Raw genomic sequence first — 23,242 nt, 5'->3', positions numbered from 1 at the left:
TGCGCCTTAGCGCTAAAAGATAGCGCTAAAGCGCAACAACGTACTTTCTTCTAGGTGGAGATGTCGATCGGTACCAACACCTGAGACAGAATTCTGCGATCATCGAGAATATAAACGTTGAGGAAACCTCCGATCGCACTGATAAGTAACTGACAAATTCGTAAGTGTAGTCCGGGGGGTTGGCGCAAAGTATGAGGCGCTAAATCATCTTTTGGTTGCTTTTGTAAATCAACAATTAATTGTGGATCGATGTTGCCATTGTCAGTAATCGACAACTCCAAAAAATAATCCGAATGAAAACATTGGGGATAAGGTATTCCTGTATCTTGGGCATTGAGTTGACGATACCAAATATCGATTCTTCCGCCTTCTTCGCCACGTTGACAGGCAGCTAATAAGAGTTCATAAACTACTAACTGTACTAAGGTAGAACCATGCTTGAGTAACAAAGCGGCAGAAGTGACAGGAGGTTGCCCTTGTCCTTCAGTACGCCAGTCTCCTGCATCATGAACTTTTGCCCACAGGCGGCGACTTTTAATCAAATCATCTACCCGTTCCAAACTCCGACGCAGCAAACTTGTGACTCGAATCGGATCTTCTGACTGCGATTGTAAAACAGATTGGGTATTCCACAATTCCCTCGCCAGCATTCGGGAAAGCGCCGCCAAAGAACCACCTAAATGAGAACAAAGTTGTTGATAGCGCACTTCCTGGGCAGCTTCTTTAGGGGCAAGAGACACAAATACCTTTAAAGAAGATGCGACAGTGCGGCAAAAATCTTCTATTGCCCGATGTTTGTACCAGTTTAAACATTGCAGTTCTTCGCGTTCTTGTTGCAAACTGCTGCTGCTAAAAGATGCTCGGCGGAACCAAGCAAATTGTGCTACAAGTAAACCAAAGGCTGGTAACGCACTTTCGGGCCAATGAAAACCTAAGCCATTACAAAGGACGACTACACCTGTGGGAAAATGTTCCGGTGTAGTTCGCAAAGCCATAACGAGAATTTCTTCAACTCCTGAACCTGTCAGCCATTGTCTAGTATTAGGCGTTAGTTGTTGGACATTTTTATAGAGTAAACCATCGGTATTTAAAGCTTCTTGAATCAATTCATCAGCATAAATTGAAACTGTTTGTTCTGTATTAATGGCAAACTCAGCACTAGGAGGTGTTGTCGCCGTAACTTGGGCAATTTCATCTCCAGGTTGCCAAGAAACTAAGGCAGCTACAGGCGCTTCTAGCAAACTAGCACAAGCCTGTAGCGCACATTCTTCTAACTGTTGCAGGCTTTGGTAGTTTTGCTGCATCATACTTAAACCCCACTGCAATGTTTGGTAGGTTTTTTGTTCCCTTGCCGATTGTTTTTGGATTTGCCATTGCTGTAAGATTAAGCCGATTTGTTGGCTAACTACGCGAAAAACTTCTTTTTCTGCGGCTGAAAAGGTACGGGCACTTTCGCAGGTAATCATCAACAAACCTTTGAGTGATTTGCCGATGCTGGTGTTAGAAATTAAAACGCTTCTTACTCCTGCTTCTAAGAATCCGTCTCGCCAAGAAAGTAATTTTAAGTCTGTTGCTAGGTCTTCGATTACTACTGATTCTGAACTACGTTCTAGTAATTTCCAATCTACATCGCTTAAATGAGGCAATATATAAGGATTTTCTGAGGAAGAAGTTGGATTGCTAACTCTGTTTTCTTTGCCGTTACGTTTTGCTGGTTTACTAGTAGAACCTAAAGGTCGGCGATTACTGGGATGATTTTGATAGGAGATTTCAAAGTGTTTGCGATCGCTATCGAAAAGTAATACCAAAAATCGCTCGGATTGAAAGCGTTCTTTTAGTCGATCGCTAGCTTCTTTCAAGGTATTATACCAATCTTCATCGCTATAAATGCCTTTGGCAATTTCTGCTAGTAACAACTGATCTTGCTTAGTTTGCTTAATCATTGTTTCCATTTGTTCGATCGGTGAAACTAAAGCAACTATTCTCGCTGCCCCGCGCAAGTAATTTTTTTCTTCCTCTTTCCAAATTCGCGGTTCGTTACCTTCTACTGATAAAAATCCTAATAGTTCATCTTGTAAAAGAATTGGTGCAGCTAATAAGGATCTAGCTCCCATTCTCTGCAATAATCTACTAGTAACATCAGCCTTTAGAGAACTCAAACTTTCCCCAATGGCAACAATTTGATCGGCCAACATTGCACTATAAAAACTGCCTGATTCTTGCACAGTTATCCCAGAAGCTGGTTGTTGACTATCCCCAGCAATCCCCGCTAAACGATTACTCATGTAACGCCAAAAGTAGCGTTTATCTGGTTCAAACCAGTAAATATTTGTACGAGTTGGGTTGACAAATTGATGGGTTTCGGCAACGATCGCTTCTAGTCGCTGCAACATTGTGGGTAGAGAAGGCAACTTCTGCATGATTGCCAACAAAGGTTCATCAGGACGCTTCATCCGATGGTGATTCCAGTTAATTTCAATCTGATTTAATGAAGATGCTAGCGTTCCTAAAAGTACAGATAATTGCGCCTTTTCTTCTGCTTGCGGCGAAATTCCCCAGCCTAATAATCCCAACAATACTACACCAAAACAGCGATCGCGATGGCGAATTGGAAAAATTAACGTTCCCCGAATCTTGAAATTAAGTGCTGCTTTGCGCCATTCCCCCGCCCGATTTGCATCTCCTAAATCGGGAACTCCGATCGGTCTTTGTTGAATTACTACCTGTTCTAATAAATCTCCCGGTTGTAGGAAAAACTTTTGCTTCAAAAAACTAATATCCGCATTTGGGGTAATGCCACCTTTACCCAAAATGCGATGTTCTATGTGATCGTACAAACCAAGCCAAATTAAATCGTATTGAAATTCTGATTGCAGATAATTTAGGGTTGTTTCAATTAATACATCTACGTTTTCTTCTTCCCGAAGGATTTGAAGAACACGACCCAAATTAACAATTTTTTTGTCTTCAGAATACCGCTTTTGTTGTTGGGCCATTTACTATCACTCCCGTTGGGTAATGGGTAGTTTAATTAAGAAAGAAAGTTTTAAGTTTTGAGTTTTGAGTTAGGGACAATTCATGAATTGTCCGTACAGGGAGAAAGTTCTGAGCTTTAATTTGTTTCTCCACTTCTCTACCTCTGCCTTTCTTCTAGGTAATAAGTTAAAAAGGTACTAGTGAGTACTACCCAGTTCCCCAGGTAATAGGTAAAATCAACTTACCATCTACCACTTAGTATCTACTACTTAATAGCTTTGGACATATATCAAGACGTTTTACGCCCCATTGTATTTTCTGGATTAAAAACCGATCCAGAATTTTTGCATAAGCAATTTATGCAAATCTCGACTTGGTTGGATTGTCATACCGATCGCCCCCCAAGTAATTGGATACTCAACCAATTACAACAAAACTTCTCGATCGCAGATGCACGCCTGGAACAAACTCTTTGGGATTACCCAAATCAACCGGAGGTAGGATCAGAAAATCCAATTTCAGGGTCTTCACTTATTATTCCCAAATCAGTGCTGTTTAAGAACCCTATGGGATTAGCAGCTGGATTTGACAAGAACGGGACAGCATCGGGTGTCTGGTCAAGCTTTGGTTTTGGCTACGCTGAACTGGGTACTGTCACCCTGCACCCGCAACCGGGAAACCCGACTCCGCGCTTGTTTCGGCTGTTAGCAGACGAAGCCGCACTCAACCGTATGGGGTTTAATAACGATGGTGCAGCAGCGATGGCAACCGCACTCACCGCAGCTTTACAAAGACGACCTCGACCTATCCCCGTAGGAATTAATCTCGGTAAGTCTAAGGTAACACCATTGGAGGAAGCAGCTACAGATTACCTGGGTAGTTTTCGCCTGTTAAAGGATTTGGGCGATTACTTTGTTGTTAATGTCTCCTCACCTAATACTCCAGGTTTAAGAACTCTCCAAGATGCGCCGATGCTAAGTGCAATCTTGTCTGCTTTACAACAAGAAAACCAAAAGGCTAATAAGCCAATTCTAGTCAAAATTGCCCCCGATTTGGAATGGGATGCTATTTTGGATGTTTTAGATGTTACTTTATCTCATAATTTGGCGGGAATTATTGCTACGAATACTACTATTAATCGTGAGGGTTTAAAGACTCAAATTTTGCGGGAGACGGGAAATTTGGTTAAGGATGAAGCTGGAGGGATTAGTGGTTTGCCGCTGAAAGGGCGATCGACTGAAGTAATCCGTTTTATTAGAAAGGAAACTAAAGGAAAATTGCCAATTATGGGTGTTGGCGGAATTTTTACCGCTGATGATGCTTGGGAAAAAATTACTGCTGGCGCTTGTTTGTTACAAACTTATACTGGTTGGATTTATCAAGGCCCTTTTATGGTAAAACGCATTTTACAAGGGTTGTTGGTGAAGTTGGAAGAAAGGGGTTTGTCAAATATTTCTCAAGCGGTGGGATTAGAAGAGAATTGAACCGCATTAGGCGTAGTTCGTAGGGTGCGTTAGTGCAACGTAACGCACCATTCCCGCTAAAAGTTTTTCAAGACTAAACACAATTTTTAGCGGGTTTTTGTTTAGCTATACTGTTCACGGTCATAGAGTAGGGGCGAAGCATTCCGGTACATATATTTGGCGATAACCAACAAATTATTGCCGGAATGCTTCGCCCCTACAAATCAAAAACAACAGTTTGTGCCCGCGCCGAGTATAACTAACTTTAATAACCGCAAAAGTACAAACTTGCGCCTTCATACTCCTTCACTTTTTTACCATCAGAAGCAAGAATTGTAAAACCGTTTCCCTCGTAACCAGGAACCCATAAAACAATAGTCGGAGTAACATTTGGTTTCAACTGAACTACGCCTACAGGTTCGGAAATTCCTGGTTCGCCTTTAGCAGTAGCAAGGTTGAGAGGTGGTCGAGGTTCGCCATTGTTAAAGAAGTATTTTTCTTGTGTTTGAGTGAAGATAATTTGCGAATTATTAGCGACAGTCATCTTCACTTTATGAGCGCTTTCTTTACGCTGCAAAATAATAATTGAGCCTGCTTTCCAAGCACGGACTTCGCTGTTTTTCGGCAAAGGTCTGGGTAACAGATTCTCAGGAACCTGTGCTAAAGGCAACTTTTGCACGGGTATGGTGGTAGCTGTTTGGGCATCCCGTTCCGGTAACAGCCAAACAGGGCCTTCAGGAGGTCGTCTGGGTGCAGAAAAGGCTGCCATTCCGGTGGGAACGCCATCACAGCCGTAGCGTTCCTCGGAAGAACGCAGGAATGTCACTTTTTGTTTGAAATTTGGGGCAACTGCTACCAGGGGAGTGCCTGCCTTCACTTTTGCCCAAGCTTCGGTATCAGAAACAATGACCGCTTGCCCGTTTGGGTGCGCTGGCGACCAAGGATATTGTTGCCTTCCCCCACCTGCAATTGTAGCCAACCCTAACCAGCCAGGTGTGGGCAAAAAGGGTTGTTTGGGTAAATTTGCTGTGGTAGGGGGAGTTTGGGCAGTTGCCGCACTTTTTAATCCCTGCTGTGTTCTTTCAGTTATCAGGAATGGGGTGGTGGAGAGTGCGATCGAAACACTAAGTAATAACCAATATTTCTTAGCAATCATTTCTGCGTTTTTAAAGGCTAAATAAAGTTTTTAGTGTCTTGATTTTAGCAGTATCAATTCCGCATTCCAGTTTAGCAATAGGATTTAACAATTTTTTTATTAGCTATTACTTTACTATAAATGAATTTGATACTACAACTATTATTTATTGATATTCTTTCCAATGCTTTAGGATCTCTTCTTGATAAGGATTAAGATATTCTGGTAAGCAAGTGGTATCGTCTCCGCGTGCAGATTTTACTTGCGATAATTCAAGATGTCTGACACCACTAAAATTCGTTCTTCTAATGTCTGCTTTTAATATTATTGCTCCTTTAAAATTTGCATTAGGGTTTGTTTCATTAAGGAGTCCACTGAGGTCTGCTCCTTGTAAATTTGCCTCATCGAGCCATGCTTCTTCCAAATTTGCTCCATCAAGGAGTGCTCCTTTTAGATTGACTACTGGAAGATTTGCTTGTTGCAAGTTTGCTCCAAATAAAATACATCTTTGCAAATTTGCTTTATACAAATTTACTCTTCGTAAGTATGCTCCACTTAGGTTTGCACCCTGAATATCTATGTGAGTTAAGTTAAGTGTTGCATTAGGTGGATCTTGCTTAAAATTACGCCTTCCAATAACAGTAAGAGCAGTTTGAATATCTAAAGAAATCATACTGTTGTAGAATCCTTCCGGTTGCATCTGCTCAGTATTAACTTTAATAAAAGCAGCTAAATATTCTATGATTCTCCAATAGTCTGCGGACGAATCATTGGCAATTCTCTCAAGACTATAAATAGCACCTATTCTGACGTGAAGTTTTTCACTTCCGAGATGGTCAATTGCTTTAGAAAAGCATTCTCGAATTGAATTGATTTCAATCTGAGCAGAGGTGTTTATTGTTTGATTGGACATTTTTTTACTTTCCTCTGCTTCTTCAGGTTGCAGGGGTGTTGGGGAATGCAATTCATTTTGAACTGAAAAATGATGCTTTGAAACATCTGATTTAGAAACTTGCGAGGGAGTATATTTTTGAAACTCATTAGTTAAAAATTTGAGCAATTGACCGTATTTACCTGAACCTTTTCCTCTGATATGGAACTTGTTGTAAATTCCGGTCATACGAACACGAACGGCATCTTCAGAGATATATAGATTAGTTGCAATTTCAAAATCGTTCTTATCACCACCATACTTCGCTAGAAAAACATCTTTTTGTTTTTCTGAAAGACTATAATTCTGCGCTATCTGATTTAAGAATTCTTTAGGGAACATTGGTTGTATGTCAACTTGCTCAAAGTCAGGTTATTAGAAATGATTTTAACAATTTAGAGATATGTAAGGCTATGTAAGGCTACTTTTAGCGAAATCTCTAAAACTAAGTTGCGACATTGAGATTAGCAACTTTTAAGAGATTACCATCATGAAATCAATTCACCGTAATGAAAGCTCCCGTCTTCCTGCTGACAGCACTATCCTCAACAAAACTTTGCCCTCGCAGTATAAAGCTGCTCTGTCTAATTCCCGTCAAAAAAAAGGAGATGAAATGACCCTAAATGCTACTAACAGTCGTTGCCGAAACAAGGAATTACGGCAATATATCAAAAGATATCTTCAAGAACTATCACCCAAACCTTCAGAGAGCATAATTCTCCCTTACATATCCAGTATTCAGTCTATTCTGGAACAACTTAGCAATGTCCAAATAATAGATGAATTTATATCAAATGATGAGCAATCCTACAAGTCAAAAGTTGGCTGTGTAACCCGTTACAAAGGTATTCCATATACAATCCAATGGATAACTGCTGAAGAACCCAAACCTGACGAAAGCCATTTATACGACAAACCTTTACAGCTTGTAGCTAGCGTCGATGCAGTTAACTATTACTACGGTAATAGCTTGTTTGGTAGTAAGATCGAACACGCTTTAATTGTTGTAGCTCTTCCTAATCAAGAAGCACAAATCTTTGAATTTGGCTGCAATCAACTAAATCATTATCGTCAAGCTTGGCAAAAACGCCTCAATTTATTCTACAAAACAGCAGCTTAATTAGTTTAACAAGCATTAAAATGCTACCTCTCAAAGTTTAAAATTTATTTAATTAGCCCCAGGCTTCAGTCTGTGGGCGTTTCCCTGTTAGTATTCAAATATAGATTCCTCACCAGGAAAAAACTCTAAATCTAAAATCTGTTCTAAACTGTAAGGACATTGAGCAGGAAAATCTTTGTACTTAAAAGAGGTTTCCCGCACAGCTAAATCTACTCCATCTTGATAAGCTTTTTCTAAAACTTCTGGTAAATAAGGTTTTAAACTAGGACTTTGATCCAGTAAATCTCGAATTCGGCGGCGTTGTTCTCGCAGCGTAGAAAACCAACTTTTAGAACGGTAGTAAGGCTGAAATTCCCATTTAAGTAAATGTCCTAATAAAACTCCCAAACGGTTTCTTAACTCCTGTCTTTCTTGCTTACCCAAAGATTCTATCTCCTCAACCAAATTAGCAATATCTAAAGAGTCCCAAGCACCATTACGCAGAAATTTTGCTTGTTCTTGTGTCCAGGCGTGAAAATCTACTTCATATAGTTCAGTCATAAAACTTTATCTCATCAAACTAAGTAGTAATTGCTTTCATTATTCACCAATTATTGTACATGAAAAATTTTAAAGCAATCTGTAGAGACGTTTCATGAAACGTCTCTACAATTTTTGTAGCGTTAAATTAAGTTAAAATCGCCATAGCCTCACCCACTCCCTAAACACTTACCATGAAACTTACTGTCAAACACTTAGAACAAATCCAAGAAATTCTCCAAAAAGAAGAACTCGACTACCAATTAGAACTAAATGATGGGAAAATAATCATTATGGGGCCATCTGATATCCAATCTAGTGAAATAGGTAGCCGCTTTATCTGGTTACTCATGAATTGGGTTGCACCTCGCAACCTGGGACGAGTTTTAGATTCAAGTGGTGGGTTTATTCTGCCCAATTCTGATTTAAAAGCGCCGGATGTTTCTTTTGTTTCGGCAGCTAGAATGCGGCAAAGTCCGCGTTATTTTGCTCAGATGGTTCCTGATTTAACTGTTGAAATTAAATCACAGAGCGATCGCATTCCCCCACTCCAAGAAAAAATTCAACTCTTTCTCACTTTAGGTTCTCAAATTGGTATACTTATCGATCCCGATCGCTTAACTCTAACAGTTTATCGTCGCAATAGCGAACTAGAAATATTAACCAACTCAGATATATTAACTATCCCCGAATTATTTCCCGGTTGGGAACTGCCTATCTCTGAACTTTGGCCTCCCGTATTTGAATAAATCTTAAGCTACAAAAGATTTTGCCATTTCCATAAAAGTTACTTCCCAAACTAACCTGGGTTGAGCATATTTTTGTAAAAGCTTTTTCGCTCTTTCTAACTTTTCAACCATCCCTTGATGACAAAATTCCTGCCAATAATATTGTTGTAAATAATCGGCTAACCAAAGTTGAGCTTCTGTATCTAAATCTTTATCAATATCTCTGGCTAAATCTAAAGCTTGGCGCAAAGTTTGCGGTACTTTTCTTACTTTATTTAGGAATTCTTCGGGAATCGCTTGTAATTGTTGCCAAGCAAAAATTGCTTCTCCCGGACTTCCTGCGGCTAATGCTAAAACTTCTGGATGTTGTAAAATTTCCTGGTTTCCAGTTTGAGTTAATACCTGTTCCATCGCTGCTGAATTTAACCGAGTAAACGGGATTCTTTGACACCGAGAAATCAAAGTCGGTAACAAAGATTCAACCGCCGGAGCAATTAAAATTATTGTGGCTTTTCCCGGTTCTTCTAAGGTTTTTAATAAGCCATTTGCCGCTGCTTCTGCCATGCTTTCGGCTTGTTCAATTACGACAAAACTACGCGACGCTTCCAAAGGCGGACGACCTAAAAATTGGCTAACTTCGCGGATTTGTTCTAAGCGAATTTGTGGCGGTGCTTTGCGTTTTACGCCTTTTTCTGCTGCTTCGGCTGCCGAAATTCTCTCACCATTATGTAAATATGTTGGTTCTAACCAAAGTAAATCGGGGTGATTTCTGAGTTGAATGCGTTTTTTTATTGCGGCACTCTTTTCGACTCTTTTTTCAGGAGGTAGGGAATTGTAGAAGATTAATTCAATAAAACAACTAGCTGTTAAACTGCGTCCAATGCCATCAGATCCAGCAAATAAATAAGCGGGAGCAATGCGATTTTGTGCTACTGCTTGCTTGAGGAGTTCTACTGCTTTTTCTTGACCTATAACTGGGTGAAAAAATTCCATGCAAATAAATCACTCGTAATAAACTTGGTTGGTTGTGAGGACTTTAGTCCTATTATTGAGGCAAGGAACGACCCAAATCGCTACAACGAACCTTTTAATTAGGGCTTGCTGAAAAAGTCTGTTGGTGGGGGTAGGGACACGGCATCATTAATATTTGCAATTCCTACCGTTATCTTTTTCATGCCGTGTCCCTACAATTTCCTGGAAAAAAGCAAGGATGAAAGCGCCAAAAGGTCTGAAAAAGTTGCATTTGTTTTGACCAAAAAAGCGCTTTCACCCTTGCCTATATTACTTTTTACATTTATTCAGCAAACCCTAATTAGGTTGGTTGTGAGGACTTTAGTCCTATTATTGAGGCTAGGAACGACCCAAGTCGCTACAACGAACCTTTAAATTAGGTTGGTTGTAAGGACTTTAGTCCAAGTAAGACCCAAGTCGCTACTACGAACTTAATTATGAAATCTTAAATTTAATGATTGTACCACTGAGTAAATTTGGCATTTAAAATTTTTTGGATTTGTTCGGCGATTAATTCTTCATTTTGGTTGGCATCTACCCTGATAATTCGCTGGGGATGAGCTTTGGCTAACTCGGTAAAACCTTGTTGTACTCGGCGGTGAAAGGCTAAATCAGCTTGTTCCATTAAGGTGATTTCCCCTTGTTGGCGCTTTCTTGCTAAACCAATTTCGACATCAATATCTAGCCAAAGTGTTAAATCGCTTTCTAAGCCATTTGTAGCTATATCGTTAAGCTGGGAAATTAAGGATAGATTAAGTCCGCGACCATAACCTTGGTAGGCGATCGTAGAATCGGTAAAGCGATCGCACAAAATCACCACACCCTTAAGTAAATTCGGCTTTAACAACTCTTCAACGTGCTGCGATCGATCGGCAGCATACAACAACAATTCGGCTCTCTCCTGAATCGTCGTCTCTTTACCTGGTTCTAGCAACAATCGCCGCAACTCTAAACCCAAATTTGTCCCACCAGGTTCCCGCGTTACCATTACTGGTTCAGCCTGAATCTGCTCTTCTCGAAATTCCCCCCAACCACTTTGAGTTAACCAATCACGTAACCGCCGCAACTGAGTAGTTTTACCACAACCCTCTACTCCTTCAAAGACAATCAGTTTGCCAGAGTGCCCAGAATTATCCCGTGAAAACTCAGAAACTGTTGCCATTTCCTGCTGATTTCCTTGACCCATTTTCCTGAATGTGAACATAATTTAAAGACAGTGCTAGCAGAATAACAAAGTTGGCAAAAGAGAATCAAAACATCTCTTTGATCTTTGCAAAGGTTAGGTATTATAAGAGGGTCTTGGAACAAAAGCTGGAGGAATTGATGGCTCGTTACACTAGCTCCTATACAGTTGGCCTCCCCTTCCCACGCATGGGGGAATTGGTGGTAGAAGTTTTAAAATCTTGTCCATTAGAAATCACCTACAACACAGGGGAATATATTATGGCAAGGGAAACGCCTGGTAAAGTTTCTTTTTCCAAACTTGCCAGCGTCGAAATCCTGATAGACCGCACCACTTCTACTGAGAAGGAAACTAAAATGACTTTGGTGGTCAAAAACGAAGAATTACCCTTGCAACTTGATAACCACTGCTATCAAATGTTTCAGTTGGTCAGTCAGGCGTTAGTTGGCTATCGCAGTTGGCAAATAATTGAACCAGTAGCTGGATAGCTATCTAAGCTTTTGGACACTTTATATAAGTTTATCCAATGGAATCGATCGGCATCAATCGTCAAAACTAGCAGGATTAATCAACGTAATGTCGTAAGGGTCTTCAAGCGGTCCTGTGGGTACAGTAGTGTCTGGCTTCAATTGATAATAAGTCGCTTTTACACCTGGACCGAAGACCACCTCATCTTCATCTTTGAGATCGTGAGCAGATGTTTTGCGGCCATTAATAATCAAACCATTGGCGCTAGCCTTGCCAGTAGCATCTCCATCCATAATCCGGTAGTAATAACTGCCATCTTTTTTGGGTAGCTGAACTAAAGTAGCATGACGACGAGAAACAAATTGGGAGTATAACCGAATATTACACTCTGGATCTCGACCGATCGAATAAGCAGGCTTAGTGAGTACAAACTCCTTACGCCCCTTGTCATCTTCCACCATTAGAAGGTATTTACCGTTTGATCTTGCCATTGAAGAACCTGTCCTGCAACGAAATTAAATAAGACTATCATTCACCTTAGTGTCAAAATCAATTAACTCGCATCCGTTTGTGTGAAACACAAAAGTAAAAAGAGCAACAACTGTAAATTTTCTGGCAGTTTGACCCTTTTTACTGTTTTGGTTTTTGGTATTAGTTAATCATTAGGGTTTTGTTGACTCCCAGGTAAGCGACGTAACAGCAATGAGTTAGTCACTACACTAACAGAACTAAAAGCCATCATTGCACCAGCAGCAGCCGGATTGAGAACTACCCCAAACTTAGGTAACAAAATACCAGCGGCTAAGGGAATTCCCAAAATGTTGTAAGCAAGTGCCCAAAATAAATTTTGGCGGATTTTGTTGAAAGTGGCACGGGAAAGTTTAATCGATGCCACAATATCCATGACGGCATCCCGCATTAAGATAATTTGGGCACTTTCGATCGCTACATCCGTTCCTGCGTCCCAGGCAATACCCACATCTGCTTGCGCTAAAGCTGGTGCATCATTGATCCCATCACCAATCATAGCTACTCGATGACCTTGACTTTGGAGATCGGCTACAGTTTGCGCTTTGCCATCTGGTTGCACTTGCGCCAAAATATCCGCTGCTTCAATTCCCAATTTTTGGGCAACTAACACAGCTGCTTTTTGCTGATCTCCAGTTAGCATCATAACTCGCAACCCTAGCTGTTTCAAAGCGTCCACTGCTGTAGCCGCATCAGATCTCACCGAGTCAGTAAACGCAATTAACCCTAACAGACAATTGCCAGCTGCCACATAAACTATAGTTTTTCCGGCATCTGCCAGGATGCTGGCTTTCTGACTCAGACTCGGATCGATTTCTACACCATGCTGTTGCAACCAACTTTCCGTTCCGACTAACACTAACTGCTGTTCGACTTTTGCAGATACTCCCTGTCCGGGTTCAGTATAAAATTCTTGAGCAGCCAGAATCGATAACCCAGCTTGATTTGCTGCTTGGTTAATGGCGGAACCTAAAGGATGGCGACTACCACTTTCAGCGGTGGCGGCAAGTTGCAGGAGGGAAAAGTTCGCTTCCTGCGAGTTTTTTGATTCTAAATTTGGGTTGGGGATACAGTCAGTGACGGTAGGATAACCACTGGTGAGGGTACCTGTTTTGTCGAAAATTACTGTATCTAAGGCGGATACTCGTTCTAAAACATCTCCACCTTTAATCAGTAATCCCATTTCTGCGCCGATGCCAGTACCAACTAAAATGGCGGTTGGGGTGGCTAGTCCCAAGGAACAGGGACAAGCGACTACCAAAACTGCGATCGCTAATTTTAAACTCAACAGTAATGGTGATAACTGATGAGTTACATGGTGTGCGCCATGATTCATGGCTCCATTAACTAAAACATCGGGCCAAATCCGAGTTCCGGCAAAGTACCAAAATAAAAAGGTGAGTGTGGCTATTGTCATCACCCCGTAGGTGAAGTAACCTGCTACGGTATCGGCTAATCTTTGTACTGGTGCTTTGCGAATTTGCGCCGTTTCAACTAAGTTAACTATTTGCGCTAAAGTGGTATCCTTACCTGTACGGGTAGCTTGAATGGCGATCGCTCCACTTTGATTCAGAGTTCCCGCAGCCACCAGATCCCCTTTTTTCTTACTCACAGGTATGGCTTCCCCGGTAAGCATCGACTCGTTTACCGTAGTTTGTCCTGCCACCACTTCGCCATCTACAGGGATTTTTTCTCCCGGCAATACCTGTAAAAATTCTCCCACACGCACTTGATCTGCGGGAATTTCCACGCTATTTTGTCCGAATGCTGCCACACTAGGATCGGCGATTAAACGCGCCTGGGGTGGTTGTAGAGAAAGCAAGGCTTCAAAGGCAGCGGCGGCTTTGACTCTAGCTTGTTGTTCTAGGGTTCTCCCTAACAAGATAAAGCCTAAGAGCATTACTGGTTCATCAAAAAAGCATTCCCAACCTAATTGGGGAAATAGTAGCGCGATCGTACTCGCAGTATAAGCGGTAAACGCCCCCAAACCAACTAAAGTATTCATGTTCGGGGAACCATGCCGCAGTCCGCGAAACCCATCTACTAAAATAGAACGACCTGGCCCTAATAAGGTAGCGGTAGCTAGTCCCCAGTGAAACCAAAATGAAGTGAGAATTGTCAAATGTTCGCCAGGGATTAAGGAATGTCGGCTTAAATGACCAATTCCTGACAGAATTATCAGAATAGTTGCTACTATCAGTCGTTCAATTGAAGATTTAATTTCCTGACGATGACGTTCGGCTGGACTAACATAATCACTGCCCTTTAGCTGATTTTGCGAAGTTCTCGGTTGACTGGGGAAACCTGCATCGGTCAATTTAGCGGCTAAAGTAGCAGGTTCGACTTTACCGGATTTTACCTCACAAACTGCCACTTCCGTAATCAGGTTGACACAGGCGGAGATCACGTCTGGATGTTGTGTCAGCTGATTTTCTACAGCTTTGACGCATCCAGCGCATTTCATTCCTGTAACATCCAGGGTAATTGTTTCTGATTCTGGGTGAGAGTTGGCGATCGCTAATTCGCTCTTCACTTGCATAGACTTTATAATTTACCTTGACACCTACGCGCATCAAATAGTTTACCTATTTTGAGGGTAGGCCAAAGGTAGACTAATTGGCTGTAAATCAACAACTTTTTTAATCTACCAGCAGGTGCTAAACAAGATGCCGATAGGAATAAAAAGGTAAGTTTGTTCGCCTTTTAATATCGATCGCACATTTATAGTCGCCTCGTTTTTGCCTTTCCGCAACTATTTTGAATGCCGCATCTGATTCTAGTCCACTAGCAATTAATTCCTGAACTGACATTATGTTTAAGCGTTTCCAAGAGGAGTGTGCCTCTTTCTTGTAGTCATAGCTAAAAGTTACCAGTGGTGCTAGGCGAGGCAAATAATTTTCCGGTATTCCCGCTATTTCGTGTAACTCTTCTAAGTGAGTAAAAATGTATCCTTCTGTTTGCAGCGATTCTATATCGTTAGCGTAGACAATAGGTAATCCTAAAAGATTCACTAAGTCATCTTTAGAACAATTATTAATGTCTACTTTACCCCGAACTTGGGCAATTAAAGAGGCAGTTTGGGCGGTTTCTGGTAACAATACTCCTTTAGGAGCAGTTTTAATCAAATACCTTTTTTTTAAATAGAAAGCAATAACTATTTGTGATACCCAAATTGGTAATGCTAAATGGCCTGAAGATAATACCAATGCTGCAATTGTAATTCCCGATCCTAAAATCATCCAATTGGATGTGTTAGCTTTATAACCTGCATATACAAGTGCTAAACCTCCGAACCCCGGAATACAGGAACACCACACCCATTGCGGAGTTTGTTGCAACCATGAATCGCGTGACATTTTAGTGAAAGATAGTGATTAATTTACAATTGATCGAGTAATTTTTTGCGCTTTTGTTCGTATTCTTCCGCAGTAATTACACCTTGTTCGTAGAGTTTCTTTAAATCACTTAAAGCACTGGTAGCATCTTTAGCTGAAACTGCTCCTCCGGCAAACCTTCCACTCTTACCGTTAAACTTAGCATCAAATTCTCGATCGGACATAAATAGAAGGAGGAAAAATTCCACGAAAGCAATTAACCCAGGAATAAAAGTCCAGCAAAATAGTAAGTAAACTATTCCAGCTAAATTTTGCCCCAGATAAAACTTATGAATTCCTAAGCCGCCTAGAAAGAAGCATAAAACGATCGCTACGCCTCGATTTTTCATTTTTCCCTCGTCTTTAAATTATCAGTGATTTTGCTATTTTCTAGCTAATTTTACGGAACATACTGTTCTTGAATTAGCTCTAACTAATTGATATCGATGTCTCTATTTTTGGCGAATTTAGTATTTAGGAAGTAGAGTAAAACTATAATTACTTTGACTTCCAACAATACCAAATAAGCTCTTAAATAAACATTTAGCTCGGTTGCTGAAGTCAGGGAAAATGCGATCGCGCCAATTACGACAAAAGGCACCATACGCCACCCAGATGAAAGCCAATTCCTCTTAGGATAGATGGAATTATTCATTGCTTAATTTACTCTCTGCCTTTTTGGATCTTCTTTCTAATTAGCTTAAGTGTCAATAGATTGCTAAGTAATGTAATTTTTTCCGGTTAATCGTTACAAAAAGCTGGAAAATTTACACATTACTCAGCAAACTTTTACAACTTTTTAGCAAAGAAATTTTATCCCCCGCTACCCAGGATAAACAAGCTAATCAAAGTGCCGCTATTCCAAAGACTGTGGAGGAAAATTGGTGCTAAGAGATTGCGCGATCGAGTATACACTACACCTAATACTATGCCCAAAGTTGTTAATGGGAGAACTTCCGAAAGGCTGAGGTGAGCGATCGCAAATATTAAACTACTAGTAATAATTGCGCCCCAAACTGGTAAATAACGAGTTAAAGAAGGCAACAAAAATCCCCGAAATAGGATTTCTTCAAAGATGGGGGCTGCGATCGCTGCTGTGACAAAAAATATACCTAAAGCTACCAGATCTTTTGTTTCCAATGCTAAAGATAATAGCGGATTACTGCCTCCCTGTCCCTGCCAAATCCTCTGGTTAATTAAGGAAATTAAAATCACCAAAGGCAAAGCTGCCAAATAGCCACCAAATCCCCAAAATAACCACTTATCTAATATTTTAAACCGAAACCATCCTTCAGGTAAAGGTAAGAAAGATTTAATCGACCCATACAAAACCAACAAAGCAGCTGCTGCTACTAAGAGATAATTAACAAAAACTAAAAAAGCCTTCGATCGCAAATCAAAATTTGTCGTATCAAGACCCAGCAATTTCAGCGTTATTGGTAACACCAAAACAGACACCAAAATTTGCATCAGAAAAAAGCCAGCAACAAACACCTGTAAAATAGTTTCCCCATCCCAAGGTGTTGACCAACTTAAATCTCCATTTCGCGCCAACAGAGAATCTTTACCTTTAATTGCTCTTTGAATTAACAAGAAAAGTAGTAATCCCACCCCAATTAAAAAACCTATTGTCGGTACAGCCCCCACAATTGCCAATTTTAAAACCGCCTGTTCTGCTATTTCTTGTTCCGCCGCTTTTAGTTGGGATAAAGCCTCTTCTCTTTGCTGTGTTGTATAAAGTTGAGATAAAGCTTGATAACGAAACCAACCATCTAAAGATTTTTTGATTGTCGCTTCAGAAGAAGGTAAAATTTGCGCTGGTTGATTCCACAAACCAAGCAAAATCTCCGCAGTTTTCCCAGATTGAGAATTAGAATTTTTTGCTTCTAATCTTTTAATTACTGATTGCCAAGTTTGAATGGCAATTTCGCTTTCTCCTTGTTTAGCCTGGAAAATTCCCAAACGCAAATCTACTTGATTAATGAAATCTTGTAACTGCGTAATAGTTGTTTCCAGTTGTTCAGTTTTAGCTGGCAAAAGTTCCGCTTGCGCCTTAGCTTTTGCTAAATTAGTTTCAGCTTGTTCTTTCGCTTCTTGATACTGCTTTTGGGCATTTTTCAAAGGTTCTATGCCAATTAAAGCATCCCGCAGAGATTTACTATTTGCTTCCTCTCCTGGTTCCCCTTGCCACTCGGTTGCGTGGAGTAGTAAATTAGTTTGGTATAGTTCCAAACGACTTTGGATCTGTGGCTGTTGCCAACTACCCAACAAAGATGGGCCAATGAAAAATACCAGTAAAAAAACCGTTAGAAAACCTAAAATTATCCTTTTGAGTGTCATTTAACTCTCCGCAATTTATCCTTACCATTAAAGCTTATTTGGTATCTAATGCAATACCGATCAGGTTTTGAGTAGGGGCGAAGCATTCGGGCAACAATTTATGACTCAAACCCTAGATTTTCTGCCCGAATGCTTCGCCCCTACAAAGGGGAAAATCGTTAACCGAGCAGTATTGGCATCTAATGAGTGTAGCTAGTTTAAACTTGACCAAAATAGAAAGTATCTGTATTAGGATCGATCGCAAATCGTATCCTCTCCAAAAATCCATTTAGCCCAATAAAAGAAGGAAAATCACCCCAATACTCCTCAACTTCCGGTACAAAAACTGTAGAGTCCACATCTAAACCTTCACCTTCTCTTGCTACTAATCTAATATTCAAACGAACAATAAACCCATCTAATCGCATACCTCTAATTAACATTGTCCTTCTTTCCAATGCAGCAGCGGGATTTACTCCTGCAATTCGGGCAATTTTTGGTGCCAAAATTACATAAGGTGCGCCTGTATCAACTACAGTTATAGTTTTAATACCTTGAATTTCCACTTGAAGTATAATTCGATTTGTGGTTTCCGTTGGCGTTGCAGGTCTATAAGAATAGGGAATAGCGCCTGTGGCAAAAAAAAACACCGTTAGAAAATAGTAGTAGCATTAGTAAATCGGTGTCACCAATATGCCTGTATTCTTAATTTCACCTATCTGTTTGATTATTTCATCTACATCATTCCCAGATGCTAAGAGTTTACCGTTTTTCAGTGCTACCCAACGTCCGCGATACTCAGCAATATTTTGCTTAATCCATTCGTGATCTGCTTGAATTTCAGGATGTCCTCCGCGATCGACCGTAGTTATCTTAGCAGGAGCTAAAATATAAGCATACTTTTGTAATTCTTTATGTTCTGGATAATGCTTAAGACCTTCAGTTGCTATTTGCCATGCTGCTTTCCAATCATAGCGATCTAATTCTCGATCGGCGGCGTTAATATATTCCTCAGGTGTGTTATACATCATGTTAATTTACTCATTTTCATCAGATTTTACAGTTACAGTTAATTTTAAGCCTAACTCTTCTAACCACAGACTTAAATTGTATATTTCGGCGCTACCTTCGGCGGATAAAATGCGATCGAGTTTTGCCAACTGCTGTTCATTACCAAGTGCTTCGGCTACATCTTGCAACGCCGCTTTGAGTAAATTTGGTTCGGGATCTTTTTCTTCTAAAATAGCTTCGATAAAACCAGCAGCATATTCAGGATTTTTCAGCCGTTCAATCAAAGATTCGTGATAACCTACACTTTTACCCATTTTCTCAACTCCGATAATTTGCCCAGTACATTTTAGCAATTGAAATATCTTGTTCTTGGGTAGCTTTATCTCCATCGCAAAGCAGAAGTACAATAGTAGATCCTAGCTGTCCAAAGTAAATTCTGTAGCCAGGGCCGTAGTCAATTATTAACTCAAAAACACCTTCACCGACAGAACGATAATCTCCTAAATTACCTTGTGTAACTCGCCTGAGTCTGGTATCAATCTTAATTTAAGCTTTCTGGTTACGCAGGGAATTAAACCACTCCTCAAAAGGAATTCTCCCATCAGGAGTGACCTAACATTGAATTTGTCTTGGTTGAGCTTCCATGATTTAGATTAGACATCTCCAATAACTCTTGTAGGGTAGGCATCCTGCCTGCCTTTCAGATTCTTTGTTGGAGAGGTCTATTGTAGTAGAGCATCGAAATGTCCAACCATGAGGTAAAATCTTCTTGGCACAATTATGCTCTGCCGCTCCCGCACCGAAAACCTTTGTGGAGGATAAACCCCTGTCAACTCGCGTTATCCTTGTCCGTCACGGGCAAAGCAGCTACAACAAAGAAAAAAGAATCCAAGGTCGCTTAGATGCGTCTATCTTAACGGAAGAAGGTCGTGCTACTGCCGTTCAAGTTGCTAGCGCCCTCAAAGGACTGAAATTTGCTGCAATTTATAGTAGTCCTTTACAACGTGCTAAAGAGACAGCATTAACTATTTTTTCCTGTTTAGAAACATCAGATCCAACTTCAGTAGAAGTCAAAGATAATTTAATGGAAATTCACTTACCTCTTTGGCAAGGAATGTTAAAGGAAGAGGTAAAAGAAAAGTTTCTCGAAGATTATAAATGTTGGAAGCATCGCCCTCATGAATTGAAAATGCTAGTACCAACAGAAACAGGCGAAAATGAAGAGTATTTCCCGGTACTAGCTTTATTTGAACAAGCTAAGTCATTCTGGGAAGAAATATTACCGCGCCATCAAGGGCAAACAATTATGATTGTGGCGCATAACGGAATTAATCGCTCTTTAATTTGTACAGCAACAGGCATTCCTCCAGCTTCCTATCACTCAATTCAACAATCGAATTGTGGCGTTAGCGTTTTGAATTTCCCTGATAATTTCTCCTTTGACGCAACCGGAGAAAATGCCAAAGGAGTTCAACAGGTACAACTCGAATCAATGAATGTGACTAGTCATTTGGGGGAAAGTTTACCTAAACCTCGCCCTAATCACAAAGGCCCCAGGTTATTATTAGTTAGACATGGGGAAACTGAGTGGAATCGTCAGAAAAGATTCCAAGGGCAAATAGATGTACCTTTGAATGATAATGGCAAAGAACAATCAAAAGCCGCAGCAGAATTTCTGAAAAATATCGAAATTGATTTGGCTATTAGTAGCCCAATGTTGCGCCCGAAAGAAACCGCCGAAATTATCTTAAAATATCACCCAGAAGTAACATTAGAATTGCTTCCTGAATTACAAGAAATTAGTCACGGACTTTGGGAAGGAAAGTACGAAAATGAGATTGAAGAAAGTTATCCAGGTTTGTTGAAAAAATGGCAGAATGAGCCAGAAACAGTACAAATGCCAGAAGGGGAAAACTTACAACAAGTTTGGGAAAGAGCGATCGCAGCATGGCAATCTATTATAGTTAAATATAGCCAACAACCAAAAACAATTTTAGTTGTTGCCCATGATGCAATAAATAAAGCCATTCTCGCCCATTTATTCAACTTAAGCCCCGAACATTTCTGGAACTTCAAACAAGGAAATTGTGCCGTCACCGTCATCGATTATCCTGATGGAATAGAAGCTTTACCAGTCCTGCAATCAATGAATATCACCTCTCACTTAGGCGGAGGCGTATTAGATAAAACCGCAGCTGGCGCATTGTAAAAAAGGCAGAAGGCAGAAGGCAGAAGGCAGAAGGAAAGAAAGGGAAAAAGGTTAAAGGGTATTAGTCATTTATCATTAGACCTCTTGCAAAAATAGACAATCTCTGTATTCATCTGTGTTTATCTGTGTTTATCTGTGGATATCTGTGGTAAAAAAACCAAGATTTCTGACTTTTGCAAGAAGTCTAATAACAAATGACCCATAACAAATGACAAATGAATGAATGAATTACTCCAACAAGTAAGAATCATAGACCCTATTTCCGGGACAGAAAGAACAGCTGATGTTTTAATCATGGATGGTTACATCAAAGCTGTAGAAAATCAGATTTATGAATTTCCTTCTGATGCCCAAGTGCGGAATTGTCACGATCTAATTTTAGCCCCCGGTTTAGTAGACCTTTACAGTCATTCCGGCGAACCAGGATTTGAGGAACGGGAAACTTTAGAATCATTACAAAAAGCTGCTATTTCTGGAGGTTTTACCCGCCTCGCCATTCTCCCCGATACTTCCCCGTCAGTAGATAACCCCGCTGCTGTCGCCAAACTGCAAAAAACCTCTCCCCAGTTGTTTCCTTGGGGCGCAATAACTCAAGGTGTGCAAGGTCAACAAATGACCGAAATGGTAGAATTAGCCGATGCGGGAGTGGTAGGTTTTGCTGATGGCAAACCTATTGTAAATTTGGCTTTATTGCGAAGAGTTTTGGAATATCTTCAACCTTTGGGTAAACCGATCGCACTATGGGCATCCTACCCCGAATTAGTCGGCAATGGCGTAATGCGGGAAGGTAAAGATTCCATTCGTTTGGGACTACCGGGAAACCCTATTATGGGAGAAACTTCCGCCCTCGCTGCTTTACTGGAAGTTGTCGCTGCTGTGGGTACGCCCGTTCACATTATGCGAGTTTCCACTGCCCGTAGTGTACAACTAATTGAGGATGCCCGATCGCGCAATTTGCCCATTACCGCTAGTACAACTTGGATGCACTTATTATTAGATACGGAAGCGATCGCAACTTACAACCCATCATTAAGAATAGAACCACCTTTAGGTACACCATCCGATCGTTTAGCCTTGCGAAAGGGAATCAAGCAGGGGATAATTGATGCGATCGCGATCGATCACACCCCTTACACTTATGAAGAGAAAACCGTCGCCTTTTCCGAAGCCCCTCCCGGCGCAATTGGTTTAGAATTAGCCTTACCCTTACTCTGGCAAAACTTAGTAACAACAGGCGAAATTTCCCCCGTAGAACTGTGGGGACTTTTGAGCACTCGCCCCGCCCAATGTTTGCAGCAAATTCCCCCAACAATTAACCCAGGTTCTCCTGCTGAATTAACTCTTTTTGCACCCCAAGAAACCTGGCAAGTAAATAGTAACAATCTCTCTTCTCTTGCTACAAATACCCCTTGGTTAGGCAAAGAATTAACCGGAAGAATTTTGCGAACTTGGTGTTAGGGGACTGGGGACTGGGGACTGGGGTTAGGGGAGTTTTAAGTTTTAAGTTTTGAGTTTTGAGTTTTGAGTTTTGAGTTAGGGAAACTTTGGGGAGTTTTAAGTTTTGAGTTTTGAGTTTTCCTTTCTGCCCCTGTGCCCCTGTGCCCCTGTGCCCCTGTGCCTTACTTAGCCATTGGATAGATGGGTTCGCGATCGATCCCGCCTATACTATTTAAAGGCCAAAAACGCACAGAAGCTTTACCAATAATGCGATCTCTTGGCACTAAACCCCAGCAACGACCATCATAACTATTGCGACGATTATCACCCAAAACTAAATAAGAATTAGGAGGCACAACTACTGGTTTTGCCAAATAGGGTGGTTTTCCTATAGGACAAACATCTGTTTCTGTTAGTTGCCCATTTACATAATTCTCTTGTAAAACATTACCGTTAATGTATACCTTGCCATTTTTGAGTTCTACTTTTTCCCCTGGTAAACCAACTACTCGTTTAATAAAGGCATCATGGAAGTTTTGTTCTTCTAGGGCTTTAGTAGGATTGAAAACAATAATATCGCCCCGCTTAGGAGAGCTAAAATTATAACTTAGCTTATCAACAATTAAGCGATCGTTGATTTGTAAAGTTTCTAACATCGAACCCGAAGGAATATAACGGGCTTCAGCAACAAAAGTACGAATCCCCAAAGCTAAAACACCACTTAGTAAAATGGTCTTCAATACCTCTAACCAGGCATTATCATATTTTTGTTGGAGATTTTTTTCAGGATTTTGATTCTGAACTTCAGTCATAGAGATTTAATCAATTAA

The 23,242-nt window shown here is 40.7% G+C and carries 22 protein-coding genes and 1 pseudogene; 6 read left to right on the top strand and 17 right to left on the bottom strand.

Annotated elements, in window-relative coordinates; all coding sequences use genetic code 11:
- Positions 1–50 precede the first annotated feature (50 nt).
- Positions 51–2,996, bottom strand: coding sequence for a GAF domain-containing protein (locus ACE1CC_RS10165; protein ID WP_413270344.1), 2,946 nt, complete (start codon positions 2,994–2,996; stop codon positions 51–53).
- 258 nt (positions 2,997–3,254) lie between these two features.
- Between ACE1CC_RS10165 and ACE1CC_RS10160 the strand changes: the two genes are divergently transcribed.
- A complete protein-coding gene (locus ACE1CC_RS10160) occupies positions 3,255–4,460 on the top strand; it encodes a quinone-dependent dihydroorotate dehydrogenase (protein WP_413270343.1) in 1,206 nt (401 codons plus the stop codon).
- Positions 4,461–4,704: 244 nt separating this feature from the next.
- Here the strand turns inward: ACE1CC_RS10160 and ACE1CC_RS10155 are convergent, their stop codons facing one another.
- Positions 4,705–5,595: a hypothetical protein gene (locus tag ACE1CC_RS10155; protein ID WP_413270342.1), complete on the bottom strand. Its 891-nt coding sequence runs from the start codon at positions 5,593–5,595 to the stop codon at positions 4,705–4,707.
- A gap of 145 nt (positions 5,596–5,740) precedes the next feature.
- The gene (locus ACE1CC_RS10150) at positions 5,741–6,847 is read right to left on the bottom strand and encodes a pentapeptide repeat-containing protein (RefSeq protein ID WP_413270341.1); all 1,107 of its coding nucleotides are present in this window, start codon (positions 6,845–6,847) and stop codon (positions 5,741–5,743) included.
- 148 nt (positions 6,848–6,995) lie between these two features.
- On the opposite strand from ACE1CC_RS10150, the gene ACE1CC_RS10145 reads away from it, so the two are divergent.
- On the top strand, positions 6,996–7,625 hold the full coding sequence (locus tag ACE1CC_RS10145) for a hypothetical protein (protein ID WP_413270340.1): 630 nt from the start codon (positions 6,996–6,998) through the stop codon (positions 7,623–7,625).
- Positions 7,626–7,712: 87 nt separating this feature from the next.
- Here the strand turns inward: ACE1CC_RS10145 and ACE1CC_RS10140 are convergent, their stop codons facing one another.
- Positions 7,713–8,165: a DUF29 domain-containing protein gene (locus tag ACE1CC_RS10140; protein WP_413270339.1), complete on the bottom strand. Its 453-nt coding sequence runs from the start codon at positions 8,163–8,165 to the stop codon at positions 7,713–7,715.
- A gap of 173 nt (positions 8,166–8,338) precedes the next feature.
- Between ACE1CC_RS10140 and ACE1CC_RS10135 the strand changes: the two genes are divergently transcribed.
- Positions 8,339–8,893 (top strand): Uma2 family endonuclease, encoded by a 555-nt coding sequence (locus ACE1CC_RS10135; RefSeq protein ID WP_413270338.1) that lies wholly within the window; start codon positions 8,339–8,341, stop codon positions 8,891–8,893.
- A 3-nt stretch (positions 8,894–8,896) separates the two neighbouring features.
- On the opposite strand, the gene ACE1CC_RS10130 is transcribed toward ACE1CC_RS10135, so the two are convergent.
- On the bottom strand, positions 8,897–9,865 hold the full coding sequence (locus ACE1CC_RS10130) for a DNA polymerase III subunit delta' (RefSeq protein WP_413270337.1): 969 nt from the start codon (positions 9,863–9,865) through the stop codon (positions 8,897–8,899).
- 469 nt (positions 9,866–10,334) lie between these two features.
- Complete coding sequence (gene tmk / locus ACE1CC_RS10125; RefSeq protein ID WP_413270348.1) at positions 10,335–11,045, bottom strand: dTMP kinase; 711 nt, start codon at positions 11,043–11,045, stop codon at positions 10,335–10,337.
- 161 nt (positions 11,046–11,206) lie between these two features.
- Here tmk and ACE1CC_RS10120 point away from each other — a divergent pair, with 161 nt between their 5' ends.
- The gene (locus tag ACE1CC_RS10120; protein WP_413270336.1) at positions 11,207–11,554 is read left to right on the top strand and encodes a hypothetical protein; all 348 of its coding nucleotides are present in this window, start codon (positions 11,207–11,209) and stop codon (positions 11,552–11,554) included.
- A 54-nt stretch (positions 11,555–11,608) separates the two neighbouring features.
- Here the strand turns inward: ACE1CC_RS10120 and ACE1CC_RS10115 are convergent, their stop codons facing one another.
- From ACE1CC_RS10115 to ACE1CC_RS10070, 10 genes and pseudogenes are all read right to left on the bottom strand, one after another.
- Positions 11,609–12,025: an FHA domain-containing protein gene (locus ACE1CC_RS10115; RefSeq protein WP_413270335.1), complete on the bottom strand. Its 417-nt coding sequence runs from the start codon at positions 12,023–12,025 to the stop codon at positions 11,609–11,611.
- Positions 12,026–12,189: 164 nt separating this feature from the next.
- On the bottom strand, positions 12,190–14,601 hold the full coding sequence (locus tag ACE1CC_RS10110) for a heavy metal translocating P-type ATPase (protein ID WP_413270334.1): 2,412 nt from the start codon (positions 14,599–14,601) through the stop codon (positions 12,190–12,192).
- 118 nt (positions 14,602–14,719) lie between these two features.
- Positions 14,720–15,418 carry a helix-hairpin-helix domain-containing protein gene (locus tag ACE1CC_RS10105; RefSeq protein WP_413270333.1) on the bottom strand — a complete coding sequence of 233 codons (699 nt, stop codon included), beginning with the start codon at positions 15,416–15,418 and terminating at the stop codon, positions 14,720–14,722.
- A 23-nt stretch (positions 15,419–15,441) separates the two neighbouring features.
- The gene (locus ACE1CC_RS10100; RefSeq protein WP_413270332.1) at positions 15,442–15,786 is read right to left on the bottom strand and encodes an NINE protein; all 345 of its coding nucleotides are present in this window, start codon (positions 15,784–15,786) and stop codon (positions 15,442–15,444) included.
- A gap of 83 nt (positions 15,787–15,869) precedes the next feature.
- Positions 15,870–16,091: a hypothetical protein gene (locus ACE1CC_RS10095; protein WP_413270331.1), complete on the bottom strand. Its 222-nt coding sequence runs from the start codon at positions 16,089–16,091 to the stop codon at positions 15,870–15,872.
- Between the two features lie 158 nt (positions 16,092–16,249).
- Complete coding sequence (locus ACE1CC_RS10090) at positions 16,250–17,776, bottom strand: CPBP family glutamic-type intramembrane protease (RefSeq protein WP_413270330.1); 1,527 nt, start codon at positions 17,774–17,776, stop codon at positions 16,250–16,252.
- 197 nt (positions 17,777–17,973) lie between these two features.
- Positions 17,974–18,405, bottom strand: a complete 432-nt coding sequence (locus ACE1CC_RS10085) for a pepsin/retropepsin-like aspartic protease family protein (RefSeq protein WP_413270329.1) — start codon at positions 18,403–18,405, stop codon at positions 17,974–17,976.
- Positions 18,406–18,426: 21 nt separating this feature from the next.
- Positions 18,427–18,786 carry a DUF5678 domain-containing protein gene (locus tag ACE1CC_RS10080; protein ID WP_413270328.1) on the bottom strand — a complete coding sequence of 120 codons (360 nt, stop codon included), beginning with the start codon at positions 18,784–18,786 and terminating at the stop codon, positions 18,427–18,429.
- 6 nt (positions 18,787–18,792) lie between these two features.
- Positions 18,793–19,080 carry a helix-turn-helix domain-containing transcriptional regulator gene (locus tag ACE1CC_RS10075; RefSeq protein WP_413270327.1) on the bottom strand — a complete coding sequence of 96 codons (288 nt, stop codon included), beginning with the start codon at positions 19,078–19,080 and terminating at the stop codon, positions 18,793–18,795.
- 4 nt (positions 19,081–19,084) lie between these two features.
- Positions 19,085–19,360 (bottom strand): annotated as a pseudogene (locus ACE1CC_RS10070) (type II toxin-antitoxin system RelE/ParE family toxin).
- Between the two features lie 232 nt (positions 19,361–19,592).
- On the opposite strand from ACE1CC_RS10070, the gene ACE1CC_RS10065 reads away from it, so the two are divergent.
- Together ACE1CC_RS10065 and ACE1CC_RS10060 are read left to right on the top strand one after the other, a co-directional pair.
- Positions 19,593–20,975, top strand: a complete 1,383-nt coding sequence (locus ACE1CC_RS10065; RefSeq protein WP_413270347.1) for a histidine phosphatase family protein — start codon at positions 19,593–19,595, stop codon at positions 20,973–20,975.
- A 219-nt stretch (positions 20,976–21,194) separates the two neighbouring features.
- Positions 21,195–22,433 carry a dihydroorotase gene (locus tag ACE1CC_RS10060; protein WP_413270326.1) on the top strand — a complete coding sequence of 413 codons (1,239 nt, stop codon included), beginning with the start codon at positions 21,195–21,197 and terminating at the stop codon, positions 22,431–22,433.
- A 161-nt stretch (positions 22,434–22,594) separates the two neighbouring features.
- Here the strand turns inward: ACE1CC_RS10060 and lepB are convergent, their stop codons facing one another.
- On the bottom strand, positions 22,595–23,224 hold the full coding sequence (lepB, locus tag ACE1CC_RS10055; protein ID WP_413270325.1) for a signal peptidase I: 630 nt from the start codon (positions 23,222–23,224) through the stop codon (positions 22,595–22,597).
- Positions 23,225–23,242 lie beyond the last annotated feature (18 nt).

The organism is Floridaenema aerugineum BLCC-F46, assembly GCF_041929345.1.
Taxonomy (GTDB): Bacteria; Cyanobacteriota; Cyanobacteriia; order Cyanobacteriales; family Aerosakkonemataceae; genus Floridanema; species Floridanema aerugineum.
This window is presented reverse-complemented; position numbering and strand designations above follow the sequence as displayed.

Excerpts from the sequence above, each read along its gene's own strand:
- ACE1CC_RS10155 (WP_413270342.1), bottom strand. The coding sequence starts at position 5,595 with ATGATTGCTAAGAAATATTGGTTATTACTTAGTGTTTCGATCGCACTC.
- ACE1CC_RS10095 (WP_413270331.1), bottom strand. The coding sequence starts at position 16,091 with ATGAATAATTCCATCTATCCTAAGAGGAATTGGCTTTCATCTGGGTGG.
- ACE1CC_RS10135 (WP_413270338.1), top strand. The coding sequence starts at position 8,339 with ATGAAACTTACTGTCAAACACTTAGAACAAATCCAAGAAATTCTCCAA.
- ACE1CC_RS10145 (WP_413270340.1), top strand. The coding sequence starts at position 6,996 with ATGAAATCAATTCACCGTAATGAAAGCTCCCGTCTTCCTGCTGACAGC.
- lepB (WP_413270325.1), bottom strand. The coding sequence starts at position 23,224 with ATGACTGAAGTTCAGAATCAAAATCCTGAAAAAAATCTCCAACAAAAA.
- ACE1CC_RS10090 (WP_413270330.1), bottom strand. The coding sequence starts at position 17,776 with ATGACACTCAAAAGGATAATTTTAGGTTTTCTAACGGTTTTTTTACTG.
- ACE1CC_RS10060 (WP_413270326.1), top strand. The coding sequence starts at position 21,195 with ATGAATGAATTACTCCAACAAGTAAGAATCATAGACCCTATTTCCGGG.
- ACE1CC_RS10105 (WP_413270333.1), bottom strand. The coding sequence starts at position 15,418 with ATGTCACGCGATTCATGGTTGCAACAAACTCCGCAATGGGTGTGGTGT.
- ACE1CC_RS10120 (WP_413270336.1), top strand. The coding sequence starts at position 11,207 with ATGGCTCGTTACACTAGCTCCTATACAGTTGGCCTCCCCTTCCCACGC.
- ACE1CC_RS10165 (WP_413270344.1), bottom strand. The coding sequence starts at position 2,996 with ATGGCCCAACAACAAAAGCGGTATTCTGAAGACAAAAAAATTGTTAAT.
- ACE1CC_RS10080 (WP_413270328.1), bottom strand. The coding sequence starts at position 18,786 with ATGATGTATAACACACCTGAGGAATATATTAACGCCGCCGATCGAGAA.
- ACE1CC_RS10115 (WP_413270335.1), bottom strand. The coding sequence starts at position 12,025 with ATGGCAAGATCAAACGGTAAATACCTTCTAATGGTGGAAGATGACAAG.
- tmk (WP_413270348.1), bottom strand. The coding sequence starts at position 11,045 with ATGGCAACAGTTTCTGAGTTTTCACGGGATAATTCTGGGCACTCTGGC.
- ACE1CC_RS10130 (WP_413270337.1), bottom strand. The coding sequence starts at position 9,865 with ATGGAATTTTTTCACCCAGTTATAGGTCAAGAAAAAGCAGTAGAACTC.
- ACE1CC_RS10100 (WP_413270332.1), bottom strand. The coding sequence starts at position 15,786 with ATGAAAAATCGAGGCGTAGCGATCGTTTTATGCTTCTTTCTAGGCGGC.
- ACE1CC_RS10075 (WP_413270327.1), bottom strand. The coding sequence starts at position 19,080 with ATGGGTAAAAGTGTAGGTTATCACGAATCTTTGATTGAACGGCTGAAA.
- ACE1CC_RS10110 (WP_413270334.1), bottom strand. The coding sequence starts at position 14,601 with ATGCAAGTGAAGAGCGAATTAGCGATCGCCAACTCTCACCCAGAATCA.
- ACE1CC_RS10150 (WP_413270341.1), bottom strand. The coding sequence starts at position 6,847 with ATGTTCCCTAAAGAATTCTTAAATCAGATAGCGCAGAATTATAGTCTT.
- ACE1CC_RS10140 (WP_413270339.1), bottom strand. The coding sequence starts at position 8,165 with ATGACTGAACTATATGAAGTAGATTTTCACGCCTGGACACAAGAACAA.